Here is a 22,825-nt window from a genome sequence, read left to right on the forward strand (position 1 = left end):
CCTATCGAGCAGGTCCGACAGCCTCATCGGGGTGATCGGGGCCCGCGAGCACACCCGCCGCGCGCAGCGCGTCGAGCAGACCGGTCGGACGCTGACCGGTCGGTAAGGGGTCGACGAGGGCGAAGCGGCAGCCGAGTGCGGTGGCGCCGCCGTCGGCCTCCGCGCTGTCTCCGACCATCAGTGTCGAGGCGGCATCGGCACCGAGTCGGTCGACGGCGACCCGAAAGATCTTCGGTTCCGGCTTGATCGCGCCCACCTCGAACGACAACACCTGCGCGGCCACGAACTCGTCCCAGCCCCGCGCCGCGAACGCGGGGCGGATATCGAACGGGATATTGCTCACCACACCCACCGGGATACCGCGCGCCGCAAGCTGTTTCAGCGCCGCACCGCAGTCGGGGTACGGCGTCCACTGCATCGGATCGAGCAGTCGCCCATACAGCCCTTCGGCCTGCTCGGTGGTCGGGACACCGGAGCCACGCAGCACCGCGAGCATGGCGATGCGATGCATCCTCGGATCGAGATCCCGGTTCTCCCAGGCGTACCGCTGTTCGGCGTCGAATTCGACGACCTGCTCGACCGGCGCGGTCATCCTGCGCATCAGCTCGACCTTCTCGTGCACCTGCCAGGCTTTGCCGTCGGTACCGGTGATTTCGTCGAACCACGACTGGTCCTCTTCCAGCCGAAACAACGTGCCGGAGAAGTCGAAGAGCACCGCCGAGATCGTCACAGCGCCAGCGTACCGACGACCGCCGTCGCACTCACCCGCCGACGCGGACGCCACCGGATCACGGCGGCGCAACAGGCATTTCGCGCACAATCGCACCGCGTGCGTGCCTGCGTGCTCCCGCTGCCGGGAGCAAAAACCGGCCGGATGTCGGTGATCGGCGATAGTCTCCCCTCATGAGGCGCACGCGGGGAACCGGGGTCGGGATCGCGACGGCACTGGTGCTCATCACCGGGTTGGTCACGGCATGCTCGTCCGAAGAGCAAGGTGCACAAGGCAGCTGCACGACCACACCGAACGGCACGCTGCTCACCGCGGCGCCCGTGTCCCGCGCGGCGGGGGCCACGCAGGACATCAGCACCAACCCGGAGATCGGCTCGGGATACCGCACCGACATGCGGCCGGTGCGCACGCACTCCTACGCCGTGTCGACGGCCAACCCCACCTCCACCGAGGCGGCGTGCGCGGTGCTGCGCGAAGGCGGCACCGCGGCGGACGCGCTCATCGCCGCACAGACGGTGCTCGGTCTGGTGGAACCACAGGCCTCCGGCCTCGGTGGCGGGTCGTTCCTGCTGTACTACGACGCGGCGAGCAAGTCGGTCGACGCCTACGACGGTCGTGAGGTAGCACCGGCGGCGGCCACGGAGAACTACCTGCGGTGGGTCAGCGATACCGACCGCACCGAACCGAAGCCCAGCGCACGCGCCAGCGGTCGCTCCATCGGAGTTCCCGGCGCGTTACGCATGCTGGAGATGGCGCACCGAGACCACGGCAAGACCGGTTGGAACGAATTGTTCACCCCCGCGATCGATCTCGCCGACCGCGGGTTCCCGATCAGCCCGCGCCTTGCCGGTCAGATCGCGGAGTCCGCGAAGGACCTCGCGGTGGATCCGGCGGCCAAGGAATACTTCCTCCTGCCCGACGGCGCGCCGAAGCCGGTGAACACGGTGCTCACCAACCCCGCGATGGTCAAGACGCTGCACGCCATCGCCTCCGACGGCGCCGACGCCCTCTACACCGGCGCGATCGCCGAGGATGTGGTCGACGCGGCCACCGATGCTTCCGGCGGCCGCACCCCGAGCGCGCTCACCACCGGGGATCTCGCCGCGTATCAGCCGAAGAAGCGCACCGCGCTGTGCACCGAGTACCGTGCGAGCGAAATCTGTGGCATGCCGGAGCCGTCGTCCGGCGGCATCACCGTGGCGGCCACACTCGGCATGCTCCGCGCCTTCCCGTTGGACACCATGCGCCCCGACGCCGTGAACGCCGACGGTGGCCGACCCGACGCACAGGCCGTGCACTTGATCGCCGAGGCCGAAAGGCTCGCCTACGCCGACCGCGACAAATACGTGGCCGATCCCGATTTCGTTCCGCTGCCCGGCAATTCGCCGCAAACACTGCTCGACGACGCGTACCTGAAGCAGCGGGCCGCGCTCATCGACCCGAACCACAGCATGGGCAGTGCACAGCCGGGCAACTTCGGCCCCGCGCCGGTCGGTGTCGGCCCGCAGACCCCCGAACACGGCACCAGTCAGATCTCGGTGGTCGACAGTTACGGCAACGCCGCGTCCATGACCACCACGGTGGAGTCGGCGTTCGGCTCGTTCCACATGGCCGACGGCTTCGTCCTGAACAACCAGCTCACCGATTTCGCCGCCGAACCGATCGGCACCGACGGCCAACCGGTGGCCAACCGGGTGCAGCCGGGCAAACGACCGCGCAGTTCGATGAGCCCGACGCTGGTCTTCGACCGCGCGGAAGACGGTACGCGCGGCGAGCTCACCGACGTCCTCGGCTCCCCCGGCGGGTCGGTGATCATCCAGTTCGTCGTGAAAACCCTGGTGAACCTGCTGGATTGGGGGTTGGACCCGCAGCAGGCGGTCTCCGCGGTGGCTTTCGGCGCCGCCAACACCCCGGAAACGGGCATCGGCGGCGAGCATCCCGCGATCGATGCCACCGACAACGGTGACCACGATCCCTTGGTGCGCCGACTACGCGAACTCGGCCACCAGGTCTCGGTGGCCCCGCAAACCAGCGGCCTGAGCGCACTCGTGCGCACCGACGACGGCTGGGTCGGCGGCGCCGATCCGCGCAGAGAGGGCGCGGTGCTCGGCGACACCGAATGAGGCGTGCGGCCCACTCGATCGCGGCGACGCCCAACCCGCGGCGACACCGGGATCGCCGACCGCGTGCGACCTTCGCGCCCGCCTGTCCTCAGCGCAGGCGAAAGGGGCCGCTCGCCCGGGTCTCGTCACGGGCCGGTGCGCTAGACGTGTCATTGCCGCGGAAGCGGGCCGACGGATCTCGTGCGTCAATGGGCTGCGGCCGAACGGGGCGGGAGCGGCGACCGAGCACGGACCGCTCAGCAGTAGTCGGCGGACCGCAAGGCGACACGATCGAATGCCAGCAGGCGTGCGTAAGCCGCAGGTCCAGACCACGAAGAAAGCCCGGCTGGTGCACGCTGCCGAGCAGGGTCGGTCTTGCTCAGTTGCTCGATTCGGTGTACCTAGCACCTAATTCGCGGAACTGCTCCATTGCGTGCGCCGTACGCTCCTTGTCGTTCGAACGCAGAGCCAGCAGGGGAACATATTCGTCGTCGAGCAGTTCCAGGCGCGCCCATGCCTTGCGGTCGGCGAACGAAACCCCTCGGATGTACTCCCAGGGAAAATCGCTGTCGCCCAAGACATTGCGTACCGATACGCCGCTGGGTCCCACCCGAAGCCGGGGCCGGGTGAGCATCAGCACCGCACCCGCGAGGAACGCGCCGAACAGAATCATCGCGACCTGATCGGCGACACGGAAGTGCACACCGGTCGAGCCGGTACGCAACCAGATACCACCCACGGTGAAGATCGCGAACAATACCGTCGCCACGATCCACGAGTTGCGCACCGCACGCTTGGGCCGCACCACCAGGTCCCATGCGGACCCCTCGGCGCCCGCCACCTCCGCCGAGTGGTCGGCACGTCGAAAGATCCGCTCGACAGGCATCGGTTACGCCGACCGCAGGGAACGCAGGGTGAGCGCGGCGTCGAGGGCGGCCGCGGCCGCCTGTTCGCCCTTGTTCTCCGCCGAACCGGGCAACCCGGCCCGATCGAGCGCCTGCTCCTCGTCGTTGGTGGTGAGCACCCCGTTGGTCACCGGGGTGCCGGCGTCCAGCGAAACCCTGGTAAGGCCAGCGGTCACCGCGTCGCAGACGTACTCGAAATGTGGTGTGCCGCCCCGGATAACCACCCCGAGCGCGACCACGGCATCGTGCGTTCGAGCCAGTTCCTGCGCCACCACCGGCAGCTCCATCGCACCCGCGCACCGCACAACGGTCACGTGTGCGACGCCGGATTCGGCAGCCACCTTCTCCGCATTGGCCACCAGCGTGTCGCAGATCCTGGTGTGCCAGCGTGAAGCGACGATGCCGAGCTTGATGTCCTTGGCATCCGCGAGCGCGAAACTCGGAACTCCCGTGCCGCTCATCGTTGTTCGCCCTTCCGCAGAGGTCCTGATGCCGCTTCGCGCACGGTCACCGCGCCGTCTCGCCGAGATCGAACTCGTCGAGCCCGACCAGGTCGTGGCCCATCCGGTCACGCTTGGTCCGCAGATACCGCAGGTTCTCGGCGTTCGCGCGCAACGGCATCGACACGCGTTCGGTGATCCGCAATCCGTAACCGTCGAGGCCGACACGCTTGGCCGGGTTATTGGTGAGCAGGCGCATGGAGCGCACGCCGAGGTCGACCAGGATCTGGGCGCCGGTGCCGTAGTCGCGGGAATCGGCGGGCAAGCCGAGCTGGAGGTTCGCGTCGACGGTGTCGTGTCCGGAATCCTGCAACTGGTAGGCCTGCAACTTGTGCAGCAGTCCGATGCCGCGCCCCTCGTGGCCACGCATGTACAGCACCACGCCGCGCCCTTCGGCCGCGACCATCTCCAGCGCGGCGTCCAACTGCGGGCCGCAATCGCAGCGCAGCGAGCCGAACACGTCGCCGGTCAGGCATTCCGAGTGCACCCGCACCAGGACGTCCTCGCCTTCGGCCAGGTCGCCGCGCACCAGCGCGACGTGCTCGACCTCGTCGTAGATGCTCTGGTAACCGACGGCGATGAACTCACCGTGCGCGGTGGGAATGCGGGCCTCGGCGACCCGAATCACGTGCTTCTCGTGCTTGCGCCGCCACGCGATCATGTCGGCGATCGAGATCATGGCCAGTTCGTGTTCGTCGGCGAAAACACGGAGCTCGTCGGTACGGGCCATGTGGCCCTCGTCCTTCTGGCTGACGATCTCGCAGATCACCCCGGCCGCTCGCAGCCCGGCCATCCTGGACAGGTCGACGGCAGCCTCGGTGTGCCCTGGTCGACGCAGCACACCGCCGTCCTTGGCCCGCAACGGCACGACATGGCCCGGCCGGGTGAAGTCATCGGTCTTGGCGCCGGCGTCGGCGAGCAAACGCATGGTGGTCGCGCGATCGGCACCGGAGATGCCGGTGGTCACGCCCTCGCGGGCATCCACCGAGACGGTGTAAGCCGTGCCGTGCTTGTCCTGATTCATCGCGTACATCGGCGGCAGGCCGAGCCGATCGCAGTCCTCGCCGGTGAGCGGCACACAGATGTAACCGGAGGTGTAGCGGATCATGAAGGCGACCAACTCGGGGGTGGCCTTCTCCGCGGCGAAGATGAGGTCGCCCTCGTTCTCGCGGTCCTCGTCGTCGACGACGACGACGGCCTTACCCGCGGCGATGTCGGCGACTGCGCGCTCGATGCTGTCGAACCTGGTCACGTCTGCTTTGCTCCATCTCGAAATAGGTGCCACTCAACACTACTGTGTCGCGAGCCAGCTGCCGTCGGCGCAGCGTGTCGGCGACATCGCCGACACGCGGCGAGCGGTGTGCTCGGCGCCATTCGGCCGCGGTCGGGCTCAACTTCGCTGTTGCAACCGCTCGACGTATTTGGCGATCACGTCGACCTCGAGGTTCACGGTCGTCCCGACGGTGGCCGAGGCGAGGTTGGTGAGGGTGAGCGTGGTGGGAATGAGGGAGACCTCGAACCAATCCTGGCCCGCCTCGTCACGGCCGAGATCCGACACGGTCAACGAGATCCCGTCGACGGTGATCGAGCCCTTGTGCACCACGTAGCGGGCGATCTCGTCGGGAAGTGAGATTCGCACCACTTCCCAGTTCTCCGAGGGCGTGCGGGCCAGCACGGCGCCGGTGCCGTCGACGTGTCCTTGCACGAGGTGTCCGCCGAGGCGGCTGTTCAGGGCGGCGGCGCGTTCGAGATTGACCCGCGCGCCGGACTCGAGGTCACCGAGGCTGGAATGCGCCAATGTCTCGCCCATCACATCGACGGTGAACGAGTCGCCGTCGACCACGTCGACCACGGTCAGGCAGACCCCGTTGACGGCGATCGAATCGCCGTGACCCGCATCGGAAGTCACCAGTTTGCCGCGGATGGTGAAGCGCGCGGCGTCGGTGAGTCGCTCGGTGGCGACGATCTCGCCCAATTCCTCGACGATGCCTGTGAACATCCGTTGGCTCCCTGTTCGCTTCGTTCCCGTGCTCGGCTCCCGGAGTGCGAAACCGCCGAGACACCGACCGATATTCCCGTCGACCGGTACCGAGTCAGCGTAACGACGCACGGTCGTAGCCTCCCGTTGCCCTCCTGCGGGACTCGGCGACACACTCCGGGCGCGCGGACGAATTCGCCGAGACCGCGTCGCCGACTCGCGGACGCTCGGACCGCCAGCCCGTCCCGAGAAAAAATACAGTGACGCTGTTTCCGACACCAGACAAAATTTCCGACACCAGACAAAATCACGACCGTCCAGTTCTCCCGCGAAAAGCTTTTACGCACCCGCAACATGAATTCACCGAGAACTTGCCGGTAACGAGCCGCCCTCGCCATATTCTCGAGTGACCGGCTCGATTTTCCTCTCCGCACCCGATCTCGTGCGGAACCACACCACACCCACTGCGCCGGCAACCTTGTCCACCAAGGGATTTCGATCCGAGAAGCACACCATTCGAAGGACGGGAAACGACCGTGGTCCACACTCTGTCGTCAGATCGACGCGCCGTACTCGCGCGCGAGGTAATGACATGACCGGTTTGCTCGGCCCGACCCTGGAAATTCGCTGCGCACAGTATGCGCACGATTGTCGTCTGCCCGCGTCGATCGACGCGAGTTCGCGCCACATCATGCTGCATATCGGCACGCTGTGCGGCGCGATCACCATGCCTGTCGAACTCGGGGAGCGGGTGCGTGACCGAGTCGGGTCCGCGCCGATCATCGAACACGCACGCGCACGCCGCTGGACCTTCCTCACCGGACACACCGGCTACGGCACCACGGGATCGTCCCCGCTGTCCCCCGCGGACTCCGCGGCGCTGTTTCGGCTGTACGTGACCACGGCGAGCACCGGAAGCCAGGTCGTGTTGCCCTCACCGGAGGATGAGCACACCGGGTACCGCACATGGGTACAGCCACCGGACACGGGCGCGGTCCGTCCGCCGCTGGCCGCCGTCATCGCGGCGACCCGAGCGGCAGGCGGCCCCGGCACGGGCGAATCTCGCACGCACTGAAGCCTTCTCGCTCCGACGTTCCCGAAGCAACGCCCGGTCGACTACCGCGACCGGGTCGTCGCGATCACTCCGCGCGGTAAGCGGCCGCCTGTCGGCGCAAAGCCTGCACCGTCGCCGCGGGGTCGTCGGTGTTGTACACGGCCGAGCCCGCCACGAAGCAGTCGATACCGGCCTCCGCCGCCGCCTCGATGGTGTCGGCGTTGATGCCGCCGTCGATCTCGACGAGCAGACGCAGTTCACCGGAGTCGACCAGCCTGCGCACCGTGCGCGCCTTGTCCAGCACGCTGGCGATGAACGACTGTCCACCGAAGCCCGGCTCGACGCTCATCACCAGCAGGGTGTCGAAATCGCGCAGGATCTCCAGATACGGCTCGATCGGCGTGTTCGGCTTCACCGAGAGTCCCGCTTTGGCACCCGCGGCGCGAATATCACGGGCCACCGCGACCGGGTCGTCGGTCGCTTCGGCATGGAAGGTGACGTTGTGCGCGCCCGCCTCGGCGTACGGCGGTGCCCAGCGACCGGGGTTCTCGATCATGAGGTGGCAGTCGAGCGGAACATCCGTCGCTTTCAGCAGGCTCTCCACCACCGGAAGACCCAGGGTCAGGTTCGGCACGAAGTGCGCGTCCATCACATCGACGTGCAACCAGTCCGCGCCCGCCACCGCTTTCGCCTCGTCGGCGAGGTGGGCGAAGTCCGCGGAGAGGATAGACGGGGCGATCATCGGGGCAACCGGGCGGGCGTAAGTCGGGTTGGACACAAGGCGGGAGTCTATCCATAGGTTGGAATGTGCCGGGGAAGAGTGGGTAGCCTGCACAGCGTGATCAATATTTCGGCGGAACAGGGGCTCTACAGCACCCCGGTGGAGATTCGGGTGGCGGCGGCGGTGTCGCAGCTGCCGATCGTGCGCGGGCTCGCCGAAACCTTGGTGCTGCTCAGCGATTTCACTCTCGACGAGGTGGCCGACATTCGGCTGGCAGTGGACGAGGTGTGCTCGAATCTCATCGCGGTCGCCGCACCGGACACCAGCTTGCACTGTCGCTTCACCGTCGGCGAGAACGAGTTGTTCGTTCGGGTCAGCGCGATCGCGGGCAAGGCGGGTCTGCCCGACGAGCGCAGTTTCGGCTGGCACGTGCTGCGCACCCTCACCGATGCGGTGGAGGCGAACCAGGATTCGTTCGATTCGACGGCTTCCGGATATCCGACGACGGTCGAGTTCCGTCGGTCCCGGGGGAAAGCGTAGTGACGGACGAAGATACCGTGTTCGACTCCCATCGAGACGACGCCGACAACGGCGGTACCGAGGAAACCAGCGCCACCTCCGGCCCTGACGGGCCGGATCAGACCACCGCGGGCACCGGCACGCCCACCGACGACGCACAAGCCGATGGCGCACGCGCCGAAACCGACCAGGGCGAATCCGCCGACGAGACCGACGAAGAGACAGAAACCCTGGCGGCGGCCAGCACTGTCTCCGGGTACGACGACGTGGGGTTACTGTTCGAGCAGTTGGCCGCCACCGAGGCCGGCAAGCCGCAGCACATCGCGTTGCGCGCCGAACTGATCAACCGGTGCATTCCGCTCGCCGATCACATCGCGCGCAAATTCAGTGGCCGCGGTGAACCTTTCGACGACCTGACCCAGGTCGCCAGGGTGGGGTTGGTGCACGCCGTCGACCGTTTCGATGTCGAACGCGGCTCCAACTTCCTGTCCTTCGCCGTGCCGACCATCATGGGTGAGGTCCGCAGGTACTTCCGCGATAATACGTGGGCGATGCGAGTCCCCCGCCGCGTCAAGGAAACTCACCTGCGCATCGGCGCGGCCATCGATTCGTTGTCACAGTCGTTGGGCCGCTCCCCCACCGCCAAGGAGATCGCCGCAGAGCTCGACGTCGACCCCGACGAGGTAACCCAGGCCGTCATCGCGGGCAATGCCTACCAACCGAGCTCGATCGACGCCGCCGCGCTCGGCCGCGATACCGATGCCTCCCTGCTGGACACACTCGGCGAGGAAGAGTCCCAATTCGACCGGGTGGAAGAGTATGTGGCGATCCGACCGCTCTTGGCCGGCCTGCCCGAGCGCGAACGCCGCATCCTCACCATGCGGTTCTTCGAATCCATGACCCAGACCCAGATCGCCCAGCAGATGGGTATCTCGCAGATGCACGTCTCCCGCATCCTCGCGAAAACCCTTGCGCGCCTGCGCGAACAGTCCAGCCGGGAATAGGCTGCCCCGCAGCGAATCGGCTCAACGGCGCGCCGGTTCCAGGTCTGTCTCACACCACGTGCGTCCCCGCGAAACTCGGCGGCCTAGCTGCCGGCGCGAGTTGCCGCACGCCCCATCGCGCGACGTTGCTGATCAACCGGTTCACGAAATAACTTGGTAAACAATCGGTTCCCCATCAACCACCGTCTTTCCTGACGAGGCGTGCACCCGATCGAACCGCGATAAGGTTCCACTCCCCGCACATCACCCCCCTATGAGGCGCTGACCCCACACCACACCACGCCCCACCACCCCGCGCCATACGCGGTGCTGATTCCTAGCCCCGCATATCACCCCGCACCACCGCTCATAACGCGAACACGACCGGACCCAACCTCACACCAAACACGGCAAACCCGCAGCCCAACGCCCCCGACAACATCTAACTCGGCTTACGCAGCGCAGCGACAAACATCGCATCCGTACCGTGCCGATGCGGCCACAGCTGCACCGACGGCCCCGCACCCAGATCGGCAACGCCGGGTAGCAGCTCGCGCGTGTCCAGCTGCTCGGCACCGGTACGCCGTACCGCGTCCGCGATGACGGCCGCCGTTTCGGGGAGGTGCGGTGAACACGTGGAGTAGACCACCACCCCGCCTGGACGTAGCAGATCCCATGCGGCGGCGAGCAATTGGCGTTGCAACGGCACCAGATCGCCGACGTCGGCGGGAGTGCGGCGCCAGCGCGCCTCGGGACGCCTGCGCAGCGCACCGAGCCCGGTGCACGGTGCGTCGACGAGGATGCGGTCATACCCCGGCTCGAGTCCGCTGCTGCGACCGTCGGCCACATGCACGTCGACGGGGAGGTCGGCGACCGCCTTGCGCACCAGCTCGGCGCGGTGTTCGGCGGGTTCGACAGCGTCGATCCGGAAGCCGTCGATGGCGGCCAACGCACCGAGCAGTGCGGCCTTTCCGCCCGGTCCCGCGCACAGGTCCAGCCAGCGGCCGGTGTCGGGTCCCGACAGTTCAGCTCGCGTCAGCGCGAGCGCGACCAGTTGGCTGCCCTCGTCCTGCACGGCAGCCATACCCTCGCGCACCGGCTCGAGCTTGCCGGGGTCGCCGCCGTCCAGGTACACGGCATACGGCGACCAGCGACCCTCTTCACCACCGGTTACCAGCGCCAGTTCCAGCGCGGTAATGTCGCCGGGGCGGGCGACGAGATGCACCGAGGGGCGTGCGTCGTCGGCCGCGAGTGCGTCGGAAAGTTCGTCCGCGTGCGCTCCCAAAGCATCGGCGAAGGCCTGTGCGATCCACACGGGGTGGGCGTACTCGAAGGCCAACCGTCCCACCGGGTCACGCGGCGCGAGCGCGGCCACCCACTCGTCGGCCGACTTCTCCCCCGCCCGCCGCAGCACAGCGTTGACGAAACCGGCTTTGCCCGTGCCGAATTCGGCGCGCGCCAAGGCTACCGAGGTGTTCACCGCCGCGTGCGCGCCAATTCTGGTGCGCAACAGCTGGTACACGCCGAGCCGCAGCACGTCCAGCAGCGGGCCGTCGATGTTTTCGATCTCCCGTCCCGCGCCATCGGCGATCACCGCGTCGAGCAAACCCCGCGAACGGCACGCGCCGTAGGCGAGTTCGGTGGCCAGTGCCGCGTCTCGACCGGACACTCGCCGTTCCCGAAGCAGTCCTGGCAGCTCGAGATTCGCGTAGGCGTCGCGTTCACGAACGGCACGCAGCACGTCGCGGGCGACTTCCCTCGGCGCATCGATGACAGTGTGCGCGGTCGCCGCGCGTTCCGATCGTCCGGAGGTGTTCTTCTCTTTTCCCCGCGCAGCGTCGGGACGCCGCTTGCCCTGCGACCCACCCCTGTTTCCGGTGCCCCGCTGCGCCGCATTGCCTTTCGGCGGGGAACCGTGATGATCCCGGCTCTTGGGTCCGCCACCGCGCGCCGCATTGCTGGGCGCCGCACTTTTGTCGGACCGATCGGGCCGAGTCCCGCCCGCGGCCGCACGATCGTCCGTACGTGTACGCGGCCGTTGCCGCCCCTCGGACCGCCGACCCTCGCCACGGTTCGCCTCGGGCCGCCGCGCTCCTGCTTGCGAGCCACCCTCCGAACGCACGGCAGGGTTCGTTTCACCACGGTTGCGAGACCCGCCCTGCTTCGAGTCGGCTTCCGACCGGCTCGCACGCGGGCGCTCTTTGCCCTCGCGTCCCTTCTTGGAGCTGCCAGATCCCTGATCCGCCGCGTTCATCGCCCGCCTGCCTGTCGAGGTTCGCGCAGTGTTCGACTCCGCTGCCGTCCTATGTCCTGCCGCGTCTTCACTCGAGCACCGCGTCGGCGCCCAACCTTGCGCCGCGTGCCCAGTCCAGCGCCGGCATCATGCGCTTACCCTGTGGCTGTACCTGATCGAGGCGCACGGCGGTGGTGGCGGTGCCGACGAACACGCCGGATTTGCGTACCTCGATGGCGCGCTCCGGCAAGGTCTCCTCGACCATTTCCACGGGCCCGATCTTCACCCTGGTGCCGTTCACCTCGGTCCATGCGCCCGGCGAGGGAGTTACCGCGCGTACTCGCCGATTGATAGCGAGCGCGGGCAGATCCCAGCGGATGTGTCCGGCCTCGACACCGACCTTGGGCGCGTAGGAAACACCGTCGGTGGATTGCGGAATCGCTTGCAACGTACCGTCTTCCACGCCGTCCATCGTCGCATCGAGCAGCCGCGCACCACTCTCGGCGAGACGCGCGAGCAATACGCCCGCGGTGTCGGTGACCGCGATCGGCTCGGTCACCGTGCCGAACACCGGGCCGGTATCGAGACCTTCCTCGATCTGGAAGGTGCACGCACCGGTGAGCTCGTCGCCCGCGTTGATCGCGGCCTGCACCGGCGCGGCGCCACGCCACGCGGGCAGCAGCGAGAAATGCAGGTTGATCCAGCCGAACTTCGGGATATCCAGCACCGCACGCGGCAACAGCGCGCCGTAGGCGACCACCGGGCAGCAGTCGGGCGCCAGGTCGGTGAGCTGTTCGATGAATTCCGGCTCAGCGGGCCGCCGCGGGGTGAACACCGGGATCCCGTGCTCGTCGGCCACCTTGCCGACCGGCGAGCGCGTCACCTTGCGTCCACGACCCGCGACCGCGTCCGGCCTGGTCACCACACCGACAACCTGGTGACGCTCGGACTCGACGAGTCGCCGCAGCGAGGCCACCGCGGGCTCGGGTGTCCCCGCGAAGATGACCCGCATCAGCGGTTGCGCCCGAACGGACCGGCTTGTCCCGCGCCGTCTACCGCGCGCGAAGCTCGCACCGTCACTCCGGCGACGAACCAGTCGGATTCGCGGATCGTGCGCATGGCGTCCTTTCGTGCGGCAGGGTCGAGTCGGTCGATGAACAGTACTCCGTCCAGGTGGTCGGTCTCGTGCTGCACGCAGCGCGCGAGCAACCCCTCGGCCGCGAATTCGACCGGCGCGCCACGCATGTCGACGCCGGTGGCGCGCACCCGCAACGCGCGACGCGTGTCGTATCGCAGGCCAGGAATCGACAGACAGCCCTCGGGCCCGACCTGCTCTTCGTCGCCGTCCACCTGCCATTCGGGATTGATCAGGTGCCCCTTCGCATCGCCGGTGTCGTAGACGAACACGCGCAGTCCGACACCGATCTGCGGCGCGGCCATCCCCACGCCGCCGTCGTCGTACATGGTGTCGGTCAGGTCGGACACCAGCTGCTGAAGCTCGCGATCGAATGCGGTGACCTCCGCCGCGCGGGCACGCAGAATGGGGTCGCCGAACAGGCGAACAGGCTGAATGGTCACGGCAGGCTCCCGAAGACGGACGTACACGGTCTTCGTATTCTAGAGAGCCGCCAGGATGTCCCCGACCAACCCGTCCTGACCTGGTAGAACTCGAGTGCGGTCCGGGCGGGGTGTCGCCACCTCCGCCCGGCCGCCCGGAACCGACCCCGCTGCGCACTCGGCGCCCATCGCCTCGGTCACCGCGCACTTGCCTAGGTCACCACGGCTCGGCAAGACCGACACCCGCGGGCGTCCCGCGATCGCGCACGGACCCGGATTCTGCGCGTACTCCGACTGGTTCCTCGCGCCGACCCGACTCGCGAAAGCGGCCGAATCGGTGGCGATCAGGAGTGCGCGCCGATGATCACTTCCGGGATTCCGGTTCCGAGATCGACTGTGTGACAGGCGGGTTCGGGGATCGTGGGGTCGAGTAGGTGGCGCAGCAGGCCCCGCACGTAGGGGTCGTAAACCATCTGGAAGTGCCCGGTGAGGTCCTCGGGGCAGCGATCCTGCACGGCGATATTGCGTGCGCCCTCGCCGCGCAAGGCGATGTTGCCGAAGGGTTGGATCATCTCGTCGACGCGGCTGCCCACCGTCACATAGCGCACGCCGGGCACGGTGTCGCCGCCCGCGTTCAGGTCCGTGATCACCGGTGAGCCCTGCGCTTGTTGCACCACCGCCACCGAGGTGACCGCGGCGAACGCCTGCAATGCCCCGGGGATGGACTCCGCGATCGGCACGAGTCCGTACATGTCTCCGCCGTAACTCGGCGACGCCAAGCCGACCCACAGGTCGACATTCCCGGCGCCGCCGAGTTTGTTGACGTAGTAGCGAGTCACCGTGGCGCCCTGCGAGAATCCGACCAGGTCGACCTTCTGCGCGCCGGTCCACGCCAGGACCTGGTCGACGAACTCGCCGACCTGATATGCACTGAGCACCACGTCCTCGGTGCCGAAGCGTTCCGCGCCGGGGCGGCCGCCGTAGTTCAGCGCGAAGACGCAGAATCCGTCGGCGGCGAGGTCTGGCGCGATCGCCGCCCAGTCGGCGTAGGCACTGGAGTCGGTGCCGTGCGCGAGGACCACCGGCCGTGGATGTCGCACACCGGGTACACAGCCGATGTCGTTGGCACCCAACGGGACCGCATCATCGTGCGACCGCAGATAGGTCGACGCGTCTTGCCGAGTCTGCTGCGCGGGCGCGGACGCGGCGGGCATCTCCGGCGGGCGGTAACCCACCGGAACAGCACCGGCCACGCCGGAACTCCACGCGGTGGCGGCGACCGCGCCGACAATCAACGCGGCCTGCCGCCACTGTGAAAAACACCAATTCCGAGCACCATTCCACTGGGCCATAACCCAATCATGCACCCGACCGTGCTGAAACGAGTTCCCGCACCTGGTGATTCACCGTCTACTTCTCGGGTGCGTCCTCGGAAAGGATGCGGTACAGCGACTTTCTGGTCTCGGTGAGCAGCTCGGCGGCACGTTTCGCCTGCTCGGCGGTGCCCGCCGAAGCGACCTGCGTGACCGCGCCCATCAATTGCCCCACCACACCGCGTAGGTCAATCGCCTGGGCGCCGACGTCCTCCTTGACCTCGGCCCACGGGTCGCCCAGTTCGTCACGGTGTTCGGTGACGTACTCGGTCCCCGCGGCGGTGAGCTCGGCGGTCTTGCGACCGGCGACCTTCTCGATCAGGATGAGGCCCTCGTCCTCCAGTTGCGCGAGCGCGGGGTAGATCGAGCCGGGGCTCGGCCGCCAAATGTCGTCGCTGCGTTCCTTGATCTTCTGGATCAGCTGATATCCGTGCATCGGCCCCTCGGTGAGCAGCAGCAGGACGGCGGCACGCACATCGCCGCGTCGCCCACGCCCGCCGCGTCCACGTCCGCGACCGAATTGCGGGCCGAAGCCAGGGCCGAACCCCGGCCCGAAGTCGTGCGGGCGACCGTGACCGTGCCGCCCACCTCGCCGAAATTCGCGCCGAGCGTTGAACTCCTCCTCGCCTGGCTTCTGCCAGCGACCGGGACGTCCGAATCCTCGATTCTCTTGGTATTCCATGTCAGCCTCCTCGGGCTCTCGGGTTCATGTCATGTTATCGACGATATATCGTCAATCTATCGAGCGCAAGGGTTTGCTTCCCCGCACCGCCGATCACGACAGCCCGCCATCGTCCGCACACAGCCTGCTGATCACGAAGAACACCTGCGGTTCATTCGGTCGAATACCCGAATCCGCTGCTCGCCCTGACGGTTTCGCACATCAACACCGAGCGCGAGTAATTCTTCGTCGAGCTCGGACCGGACGACGTGGCGGGCGATGAGCACGAAACCGCCACCGAGACGGCTCGCGTCAGCCGATGTCGACGGGGTCGATCTGTACTCGCAGCGGAGCATCCGAGCGGTGGGTGCTGCGAACCGCCTGGGCGGCGGTGAGGGCGCGAGCCAGGTGTGAGCCGTGGCGGCGGTGCACGCGCAGGAGCATGCGTTCCACCTCGGCGGGTGATTCCTCGGCGGAGAACGGTTTGCGGGCACCCACCGGCAACGGCACCGGGCCCAGGACGTCGACGTCGTCGGGAAGTGTTGCGGCGGAGATCAACTCGGCGATCGATTCGGCGGTACCGTCGACCGCCGCCATGCGCACCGAGGGCGGAAAACCCACCTCGGTGCGTGCGGCGAGCTCGGCTGCGGCGTGACCGACGGGATCCCATCGCACCAGGGCCTGCACCGTGGGGATCGAAGGATCGGCCATGACGATGACCTGCCCGTGCGCACGCACCAGGGCCGCCGCCGACATCCAACGGCGCAATGCGTCCTCGGCGGCACGCAGGTCGGCGCGACCGAGCAGCGCCCAGCCGTCGAGCAGCAGCGCCACCCCGTACCCACCGGGAACCACGGGTTCGGCACCGACGGTCGACACCACCACCTGCGCGCCCGGCGCCACACTGTCGAGAACATCGGAGCCACCGGAGCCACGGATCGGAACACCGGGAAAGGCACGACCGAGTTCTTCGGCCGTGCGCGCCGCGCCGATCACCGTAGCGCGCAACGCACGCGACCCGCAGGCCGAGCAACGAAACGCCGCCTCGGTGATGCCGCACCAACGACAACTCGGACTGCGTGCCTCACCAGAGGAAGACGACTGCGCCCCACGATCTTCCGGCAACGCCAGCGGACCGTGGCAACGCCGACAGCGCGCGGGCGTTCGACACTTCGCACACGCCAGCGACGGCATGTATCCGCGCCGAGGCACCTGCACGAGCACCGGCGCGCCTTCCTTCAACGCCGAACGGGCGGCGGCGAACGCCACGGCGGGAATGCGTACCGCCCGCGCCATCGGGTCACGCTCCAACGCGATATCGCTGTCACCGGGAGCGCTGATCCGCGCAGCGGCCTTGCGTAAGACGTCACGGTCGGCGACAAGGTCGTGTGCCCAACCGGAATCGACCACCGCTTGAATCTCGGCGGTCCGCGCGAAACCCGCCGCCACGAACGCCGCACCGCTCTCGTGCGCGCGCAACATTCCCACCTCACGCGCATGCGGATACGGCGACCTCGGCTCGGCATAGGTGTCGTCACCGTCGTCCCAGATCACAAGCAGACCGAGCCGATCGGCGGGCGCGAACACCGCGCTGCGCGTGCCGACCACCACCCGCGCCGTACCACGCAGCACGGCCAGCCAGCGCCGGTAACGCGCGGCGGGCCCGAGCCCCGCCGACAGCCCTACCGCCGAATCCCCCACCAGCCGTTGACATTCGAGCAGCACACGATCCAAGTCACGCTGATCGGGAACCACCAGCACCGCGCTGCGACCCCGCTCGACCACCGTCGCGGCCAGCTCCGCCAACCGACATGCCCACTGCTCACCCGGCAGCGCCTGCCACGCCGCCCGAGGCCCCCGCCCTTCCCGCAACGCGGTCAAGAACGCCCCGCCGTGCACATACCGCTCCCACGGCGCGGAGTCGACAGCGGAACGCTCCTCGGCCGCGTTCTCGTCACTCGGCCCCGCTCCCGTAGCCGCCCCGATCGTGGACGCCGCACTACGCCGATTCCCGGACTCGCGGCCGGCGGCCTCGAATTCGGCCGCTGCGCCCACGGCTTCCGTCGCATCGCCGAGCCCGGAAGCCCCCCTGCCTTCCGCTGCGGCATCACGGCTCGGCGGTTGTCCTCCTGTCGACCTCGTCGCGTTCGACGGCGCATCGCGACCGGCCGACTCGCCGTCGCGGGCGTGCGAATCGGCCGCGCCGGGATCACTTACCGTCCGTCTCGTGGCAACGTCCTCGGCCGTCGGCCCACCTGTTTCGAGTACGGCGATTTCATCATCCCGCAGCGCTACCCGAGCCGGATCTTCCCCAAGCGCGGTACCGCCGGTCTCCTCCTCCGAGACAGGCTCAGCCTTTCTCGGCACCGAACCAACTGTGGCAGTAGAACTCTCGGCCCGGTCCTGATCCGAGGTAGCGTTCACGGATTCTGTCGACACATGCGGGGCAGCACCGCTGCGACCTGAGTCGAGACGCAAGGTAGGCGACGTGGTCGACCTGCTGATAGTCGAATCGCTCACGGCCGCAGTACTATCCGGTGCACTCGACGGCGATACCGGCGTCTCGTCGGTGACCGCATGGTCCAGCTCGCCGGAATCCTGTTGTGCCGCAGACGGAGCCGCGGATTTCTTCGCACCACCCGTCTCCGTACGCGCGTGGCGGGGCGGGATGGCCAGGCGGAGCACATCAGCGCGGGTGCCCGCGTAGCGCGCGGCCACCAGGGTGGCCAGCTTCAGGATTTCAGGAGTGAGCACCCGCTCGGCGGACACCACACGGTGCAGGGCAACGAGTTTGCCGGTGTGTTCGGTGTGTGCGAGGCGGGCGAGTAGATATCCGTCGACGAGACGACCGGCGAACCGGACCCGCACCCGAACCCCCGGCTGGGCAATAGCATCCAGCTCGGGGGGTACCAGGTAATCGAAGTCGCGATCCAGGTGTGCGGGTGACAGCAGTGGGAGCACCCGCGCGATGGGGTGCTCCACTGCTGTGGGACCTTGCGGCCCACCCGAAGACGAACTGTCGTCCCCGCTCTCGGGGACGTTCGTCGCGGGTTCGTTCACTCCGACCAGGTCGGCACTACACGCCGACGGCGGCGCGCAGCTTGTCCGCGCGGTCGGTGCGCTCCCACGGCAGGTCGACGTCGGTGCGACCGAAGTGGCCGTAGGCGGCGGTCGGCGCGTAGATCGGGCGCAACAGATCCAGATCACGAATGATCGCGCCCGGCCGCAGGTCGAAGACCTCGGCGATGGCGGTCGAGATCTTGGCGGGATCCACCTTCTCGGTCCCGAAGGTCTCCACGAACAGGCCGACCGGCGCGGACTTGCCGATGGCGTAGGCCACCTGGACCTCGACCCGGTCGGCAAGTTCGGCCGCGACAACGTTCTTGGCGACCCAGCGCATCGCGTAGGCGGCCGAGCGGTCGACCTTCGACGGGTCCTTGCCGGAGAACGCGCCGCCGCCGTGGCGGGCCATGCCGCCGTAGGTGTCGACGATGATCTTGCGACCGGTCAGGCCCGCGTCACCCATCGGACCACCGAGCACGAACTTGCCGGTGGGGTTCACCAACAGTCGGATGTTCGAGGTGTCCAGGGAAGGAAGATCGAGGTCGGCGAGGACCGAGTCGACCACCTTCTCCTTGATGTCGGGTGCGAGCAGGTTGTCGAGATCGATATCGGCGGCGTGCTGGGTGGACAGCACCACCGTGTCGAGCCGGACCGCGCGGTCGCCGTCGTATTCGATGGTGACCTGGGTCTTGCCATCCGGACGCAGGTAGGGCAGCACGCCGGACTTGCGGACCTCGGTGAGCCTGCGCGACAGCCGATGCGCCAGCGCGATCGGCAACGGCATGAGCTCGGGGGTATCGGTGTTGGCGTAGCCGAACATCAGGCCCTGGTCGCCGGCACCCTGCTGCTCGATCTCGTCATCGGAGCCGCCGACGCGCGCTTCGTGCGAGGTGTCGACCCCCTGGGCGATGTCCGGCGACTGCGCGCCGATGGCGATGTTCACACCGCAGGAGTTTCCGTCGAATCCCTTTGCGGAGGAGTCGTATCCGATTTCCAGGACCTTCTCCCGCACGATCTTCGGGATGTCGGCGTATGCGGTGGTCGTGACCTCGCCCGCGACATGCACCTGACCGGTGGTGACGAGGGTCTCGACCGCGACCCGGCTGCGCGGGTCTTCCGCGATCAACGCGTCGAGGATGGAGTCGCTGATGGCATCACAGATCTTGTCGGGATGACCCTCGGTCACGGACTCACTGGTGAATAGCCGACTGCTCACAGTATTTCCCTCTCCCTCAACGGGTTACTCGTATCGGCTTGCGACAGTAGCCCCCTGCGACTGTAAAGCCGTGGCGCGGCTGCGCAACCCTTCTTCTCAGACTATTCCAAACCACTGACATCGGTGGCGGTGGCGAGCTGACGCGCGTGGCAGATGTCACCCTCGCGTCACCGGCCCTGTGCCTGCTGGCAATGTCGATTCCACATGTCCCGCAACGAATGTCACCGAACACGTGCCGAGGCCGACGCGATGATCGAACGTTCGACCCGGCTGACGGACCGCGAGGGCAATACCCGCCAACGGCCGACGAACTCAGCGAAGCAACGGCCCGAGCGCGTCGAGAACGCGACTGGCCAGCAGTGCTTTCGAACCGTGATCGAGTGCCTGCTCGGTACCGTCGGCGCCGAGTAACCACCCGTCGTTGGTGTCCACCTCGAACGCCTTGCCGTCGCCGACCGCATTCACGACCAACAGATCGCACCCCTTGCGCGCGAGCTTCGATCGCGCGTGGGTGAGCACGTCGCCCTGCTCGTCACCCGTCTCGGCGGCGAAACCGACGATCACGGTGTCGGAGAGCTGACCTTCGCGTCGCGACTGCACCAATCCGGCGAGGATGTCGTCGGTCTTGGTCAGTTCGATGGTGTCGGGCTCGTTCGCACCCTTCTTGATCTTGGCGGCAGCCACGTTGGTCGGCCGGAAATCGGCCACCGCCGCCGCCATGATCACCGCGTCCGCGCCCACCGAGTGCTTCTCCACAGCCGTCTTCAACTGTTCGGCGGTGGTGATGTGCACCAGGTCGACGGCGGCGGGAGCGGCTATCTCGATCGTGTTGCCCGCGATCAGGGTCACCGTCGCGCCGCGTTGCGCCGCGACACGGGCCAGGGCATATCCCTGCTTGCCCGAGCTGCGGTTACCGAGGAAACGCACCGGATCCAGCGGTTCCCTCGTGCCACCAGCGGTAATGACCACGCGCCGACCCTCGAGGTCGCGCGGGATCGCGTCCTGGCGCTCTTGGAGTAGCGAGGCGAGGCCGAAGATCTCTTCCGGCTCCGGTAGCCGACCGGGGCCGGTATCGGCGCCGGTGAGCCGTCCTGCCGCAGGCTCCATCACGATGGCACCCCGGCTGCGCAGCGTCGCGACATTCGCGACGGTCGCGGGGTGCTCCCACATCTCGGTGTGCATCGCGGGGGCGAACAGGATCGGACATCGGGCCGTCAACAACGTGGCGGTGAGTAGATCATCGGCGCGCCCGCTGGCGGCACGCGCCATGAGGTCGGCGGTGGCCGGGGCGATGACGATGAGGTCCGCCTCCTGGCCGAGCCGAACGTGCGGCACCTCGGGCACGTCCGTGAAAACCCCGCTGTGCACCGGGTTTCCGGACAATGCCTCGAAGGTGGCCGCGCCGACGAAGTTCAGTGCCGACTCGGTGGGGATCACCCTGACCTGATGACCGGTCTCGGTGAAACGCCGCACCAGTGAACAAGCCTTGTAGGCGGCGATCCCGCCACTGACACCGACAACGATCCGTGTGGTCACTGCGCCTCCGTTGGCCGAACCGGCGTTCTTACTCGCCTTCGGTGTGCTCGAGCAGGTCGGAGTGGATCTCGCGCATCGCGACCGAGAGCGGCTTCTCCTGCAGACCGGGCTCGACGAGCGGGCCGACGTATTCGAGGATGCCGTCACCGAGCTGGTTGTAGTAGTCGTTGATCTGCCGCGCACGCTTGGCGGCGTAGATGACCAGCGCGTACTTGGACGACGCACGTTCCAGCAGCTCATCGATCGGGGGGTTGGTCAGGCCGATCGGGGTGTCGTATGCCGGAACGACATTGATGTCCGTACTGCTCACTAGGGGTGCTCCTGCGCGTTTGAGGTCATTGGGGGTCACGAACTCGAATTTGTGCTAACGAACAACGATACCAACTGCTCACAGGCGCCGGTCACCTCGTCGTTCACGATAACGATGTCGAACTCGTCACAGGCCGCCAATTCGGTCCTCGCGGTCTCCAGCCTGCGTTCGATCACTTCCGGCGATTCGGTACCGCGCGAGGTCAACCGCGCGACCAACTCCTCCCAGCTGGGCGGAGCCAGAAAAACCAAGGTCGCCTCGGGGATCGCGCTACGCACGGAGCGCGCGCCGGCGAGGTCCACTTCCAGCAGAACCGGCAAGCCCGCCGCCAGTGCGTCGCGCACCGGACCGGCCGGTGTACCCGAGCGCTGTAACCCGCCGTGGATATCGGCCCATTCGAGCAATTCGTCCGCCGCGATCATGGCGTCGAAGTCCTCGCGGGATACGAATCGGTAGTCGAGTCCGTCGATCTCACCGGGTCGTGGGGACCTGGTGGTCGCCGAGACGCTGAAAACCAGGTGGGGCAATCGTTCGCGGACGCAGCGGACCACGGTGGATTTACCCACGGCCGAGGGGCCGACCAGTACAACCAGTCGACCCTTCCGCGTGTGTTCGACCACCCTCGTTATCAGGAGTCGAAGTCGAACCGGGCGAGCAGCGCTTTGCGCTGCCGATCACCCAGTCCGCGCAGCCGGCGGGTTGGCGCGATCTCCAGCTCGCTCATGATTTCCGCCGCCTTGACCTTGCCCACCTTCGGCAGGGCTTCCAACAGCGCCGACACCTTCATCTTGCCGAGAATCTCATCGGACTCTGCGTCGCTGAGAACCTGCTTCAGGTTGGTGCCGCCACGCTTCAGGCGCTCCTTGAGCTCCGCCCGAGCGCGGCGAGCGGCAGCCGCCTTCTCCAAAGCAGCGGCGCGCTGCTCGTCAGTCAGCTGGGGAAGGGCCACGGTTCCTCCGTCTCGTCGTTCATTGCATTAACTCCTGCCGGTAACCCGACAGTCCAAGCGACCGTACCCACGACGTCCGCCGATTGCGAACCCACCCCCCAGGTCAGCGCATGATTCCGACCGCCGACCGAGCCCGAACCACCGCATGCCACGGTGATACGCCATGCGATTTCGCGATGCCGTGATAACTGGCTCGCAAACCACAAAATGGCCCGTCAACTGCTGTTTTTCGAACTCCAGTGCCATTTGCCTGGAGGTTGCTACACGCCTTGTCGGGCACCTGGCAATCGGACACCCGCGCTACCAGGAACTTTCTCGAAATTATCCGCGTGTCGTGTTGCTTTTCCGCGTGTCGTCGCACCAGCACACCCGAAATCTCGCCTGTGCGGCATCGAGTGCCCCTGTGCCTCCATCAAGCATCCGCCCAGCGAAAAC

21 protein-coding genes are annotated in these 22,825 nt (G+C 67.4%); 4 read left to right on the top strand and 17 right to left on the bottom strand.

What is annotated here, in order from left to right:
* Nucleotide 1 precedes the first annotated feature (1 nt).
* Nucleotides 2–730: an HAD family hydrolase gene (locus tag ABEA50_RS13890; RefSeq protein ID WP_345495744.1), complete on the bottom strand. Its 729-nt coding sequence runs from the start codon at nt 728–730 to the stop codon at nt 2–4.
* A gap of 173 nt (nt 731–903) precedes the next feature.
* Here ABEA50_RS13890 and ABEA50_RS13895 point away from each other — a divergent pair, with 173 nt between their 5' ends.
* Complete coding sequence (locus ABEA50_RS13895; protein ID WP_345495745.1) at nt 904–2,853, top strand: gamma-glutamyltransferase family protein; 1,950 nt, start codon at nt 904–906, stop codon at nt 2,851–2,853.
* 358 nt (nt 2,854–3,211) lie between these two features.
* Here the strand turns inward: ABEA50_RS13895 and ABEA50_RS13900 are convergent, their stop codons facing one another.
* The 4 genes from ABEA50_RS13900 to ABEA50_RS13915 form a co-directional block, all read right to left on the bottom strand.
* Nucleotides 3,212–3,718: a PH domain-containing protein gene (locus ABEA50_RS13900; RefSeq protein ID WP_345495746.1), complete on the bottom strand. Its 507-nt coding sequence runs from the start codon at nt 3,716–3,718 to the stop codon at nt 3,212–3,214.
* 3 nt (nt 3,719–3,721) lie between these two features.
* Nucleotides 3,722–4,198 carry a 6,7-dimethyl-8-ribityllumazine synthase gene (gene ribH, locus ABEA50_RS13905; protein WP_345495747.1) on the bottom strand — a complete coding sequence of 159 codons (477 nt, stop codon included), beginning with the start codon at nt 4,196–4,198 and terminating at the stop codon, nt 3,722–3,724.
* A gap of 46 nt (nt 4,199–4,244) precedes the next feature.
* Nucleotides 4,245–5,489 (bottom strand): bifunctional 3,4-dihydroxy-2-butanone-4-phosphate synthase/GTP cyclohydrolase II, encoded by a 1,245-nt coding sequence (locus tag ABEA50_RS13910; RefSeq protein WP_345495748.1) that lies wholly within the window; start codon nt 5,487–5,489, stop codon nt 4,245–4,247.
* A gap of 138 nt (nt 5,490–5,627) precedes the next feature.
* On the bottom strand, nt 5,628–6,236 hold the full coding sequence (locus ABEA50_RS13915; protein WP_345495749.1) for a riboflavin synthase: 609 nt from the start codon (nt 6,234–6,236) through the stop codon (nt 5,628–5,630).
* Nucleotides 6,237–6,807: 571 nt separating this feature from the next.
* Here ABEA50_RS13915 and ABEA50_RS13920 point away from each other — a divergent pair.
* Complete coding sequence (locus ABEA50_RS13920; RefSeq protein ID WP_345495750.1) at nt 6,808–7,290, top strand: hypothetical protein; 483 nt, start codon at nt 6,808–6,810, stop codon at nt 7,288–7,290.
* A 64-nt stretch (nt 7,291–7,354) separates the two neighbouring features.
* Here the strand turns inward: ABEA50_RS13920 and rpe are convergent, their stop codons facing one another.
* On the bottom strand, nt 7,355–8,011 hold the full coding sequence (gene rpe / locus ABEA50_RS13925) for a ribulose-phosphate 3-epimerase (protein WP_345495752.1): 657 nt from the start codon (nt 8,009–8,011) through the stop codon (nt 7,355–7,357).
* A gap of 96 nt (nt 8,012–8,107) precedes the next feature.
* Here rpe and ABEA50_RS13930 point away from each other — a divergent pair, with 96 nt between their 5' ends.
* Nucleotides 8,108–8,530 (top strand): ATP-binding protein, encoded by a 423-nt coding sequence (locus tag ABEA50_RS13930; RefSeq protein ID WP_345495753.1) that lies wholly within the window; start codon nt 8,108–8,110, stop codon nt 8,528–8,530.
* Nucleotides 8,531–8,739: 209 nt separating this feature from the next.
* Complete coding sequence (locus ABEA50_RS13935; RefSeq protein ID WP_425577648.1) at nt 8,740–9,513, top strand: SigB/SigF/SigG family RNA polymerase sigma factor; 774 nt, start codon at nt 8,740–8,742, stop codon at nt 9,511–9,513.
* Nucleotides 9,514–9,934: 421 nt separating this feature from the next.
* Here the strand turns inward: ABEA50_RS13935 and ABEA50_RS13940 are convergent, their stop codons facing one another.
* The 11 genes from ABEA50_RS13940 to mihF form a co-directional block, all read right to left on the bottom strand.
* On the bottom strand, nt 9,935–11,614 hold the full coding sequence (locus ABEA50_RS13940; RefSeq protein ID WP_345495755.1) for an RsmB/NOP family class I SAM-dependent RNA methyltransferase: 1,680 nt from the start codon (nt 11,612–11,614) through the stop codon (nt 9,935–9,937).
* A 199-nt stretch (nt 11,615–11,813) separates the two neighbouring features.
* Nucleotides 11,814–12,737, bottom strand: a complete 924-nt coding sequence (gene fmt / locus ABEA50_RS13945; protein WP_345495756.1) for a methionyl-tRNA formyltransferase — start codon at nt 12,735–12,737, stop codon at nt 11,814–11,816.
* Complete coding sequence (gene def, locus ABEA50_RS13950) at nt 12,737–13,303, bottom strand: peptide deformylase (protein WP_345495757.1); 567 nt, start codon at nt 13,301–13,303, stop codon at nt 12,737–12,739. The genes fmt and def overlap by 1 nt, the downstream gene beginning before the upstream one ends.
* Nucleotides 13,304–13,626: 323 nt before the next feature.
* Nucleotides 13,627–14,634, bottom strand: coding sequence for an esterase/lipase family protein (locus tag ABEA50_RS13955; RefSeq protein WP_425577607.1), 1,008 nt, complete (start codon nt 14,632–14,634; stop codon nt 13,627–13,629).
* Between the two features lie 58 nt (nt 14,635–14,692).
* Nucleotides 14,693–15,337, bottom strand: coding sequence for a PadR family transcriptional regulator (locus ABEA50_RS13960; protein ID WP_345495758.1), 645 nt, complete (start codon nt 15,335–15,337; stop codon nt 14,693–14,695).
* A 291-nt stretch (nt 15,338–15,628) separates the two neighbouring features.
* On the bottom strand, nt 15,629–18,298 hold the full coding sequence (locus tag ABEA50_RS13965; protein ID WP_345495759.1) for a primosomal protein N': 2,670 nt from the start codon (nt 18,296–18,298) through the stop codon (nt 15,629–15,631).
* A 94-nt stretch (nt 18,299–18,392) separates the two neighbouring features.
* Nucleotides 18,393–19,595, bottom strand: coding sequence for a methionine adenosyltransferase (metK, locus tag ABEA50_RS13970; RefSeq protein WP_345495761.1), 1,203 nt, complete (start codon nt 19,593–19,595; stop codon nt 18,393–18,395).
* Nucleotides 19,596–19,907: 312 nt separating this feature from the next.
* The gene (gene coaBC / locus ABEA50_RS13975) at nt 19,908–21,131 is read right to left on the bottom strand and encodes a bifunctional phosphopantothenoylcysteine decarboxylase/phosphopantothenate--cysteine ligase CoaBC (protein WP_345495762.1); all 1,224 of its coding nucleotides are present in this window, start codon (nt 21,129–21,131) and stop codon (nt 19,908–19,910) included.
* 28 nt (nt 21,132–21,159) lie between these two features.
* Nucleotides 21,160–21,441, bottom strand: a complete 282-nt coding sequence (gene rpoZ, locus ABEA50_RS13980; RefSeq protein WP_425577608.1) for a DNA-directed RNA polymerase subunit omega — start codon at nt 21,439–21,441, stop codon at nt 21,160–21,162.
* Between the two features lie 35 nt (nt 21,442–21,476).
* Nucleotides 21,477–22,061: a guanylate kinase gene (gene gmk, locus ABEA50_RS13985; RefSeq protein ID WP_345495763.1), complete on the bottom strand. Its 585-nt coding sequence runs from the start codon at nt 22,059–22,061 to the stop codon at nt 21,477–21,479.
* A gap of 8 nt (nt 22,062–22,069) precedes the next feature.
* Nucleotides 22,070–22,390, bottom strand: coding sequence for an integration host factor, actinobacterial type (gene mihF / locus ABEA50_RS13990; RefSeq protein WP_345495764.1), 321 nt, complete (start codon nt 22,388–22,390; stop codon nt 22,070–22,072).
* Nucleotides 22,391–22,825 lie beyond the last annotated feature (435 nt).

Source organism: Nocardia callitridis, from assembly GCF_039543305.1.
Classification (GTDB): Bacteria; Actinomycetota; Actinomycetes; order Mycobacteriales; family Mycobacteriaceae; genus Nocardia; species Nocardia callitridis.

Coding starts and splice junctions, on each gene's coding strand:
- ABEA50_RS13895 (WP_345495745.1), top strand. CDS start 904: ATGAGGCGCACGCGGGGAACCGGGGTCGGGATCGCGACGGCACTGGTG.
- ABEA50_RS13960 (WP_345495758.1), bottom strand. CDS start 15,337: ATGGAATACCAAGAGAATCGAGGATTCGGACGTCCCGGTCGCTGGCAG.
- ABEA50_RS13900 (WP_345495746.1), bottom strand. CDS start 3,718: ATGCCTGTCGAGCGGATCTTTCGACGTGCCGACCACTCGGCGGAGGTG.
- ABEA50_RS13955 (WP_425577607.1), bottom strand. CDS start 14,634: ATGGCCCAGTGGAATGGTGCTCGGAATTGGTGTTTTTCACAGTGGCGG.
- rpe (WP_345495752.1), bottom strand. CDS start 8,011: ATGATCGCCCCGTCTATCCTCTCCGCGGACTTCGCCCACCTCGCCGAC.
- fmt (WP_345495756.1), bottom strand. CDS start 12,737: ATGCGGGTCATCTTCGCGGGGACACCCGAGCCCGCGGTGGCCTCGCTG.
- ABEA50_RS13920 (WP_345495750.1), top strand. CDS start 6,808: ATGACCGGTTTGCTCGGCCCGACCCTGGAAATTCGCTGCGCACAGTAT.
- ABEA50_RS13915 (WP_345495749.1), bottom strand. CDS start 6,236: ATGTTCACAGGCATCGTCGAGGAATTGGGCGAGATCGTCGCCACCGAG.
- ribH (WP_345495747.1), bottom strand. CDS start 4,198: ATGAGCGGCACGGGAGTTCCGAGTTTCGCGCTCGCGGATGCCAAGGAC.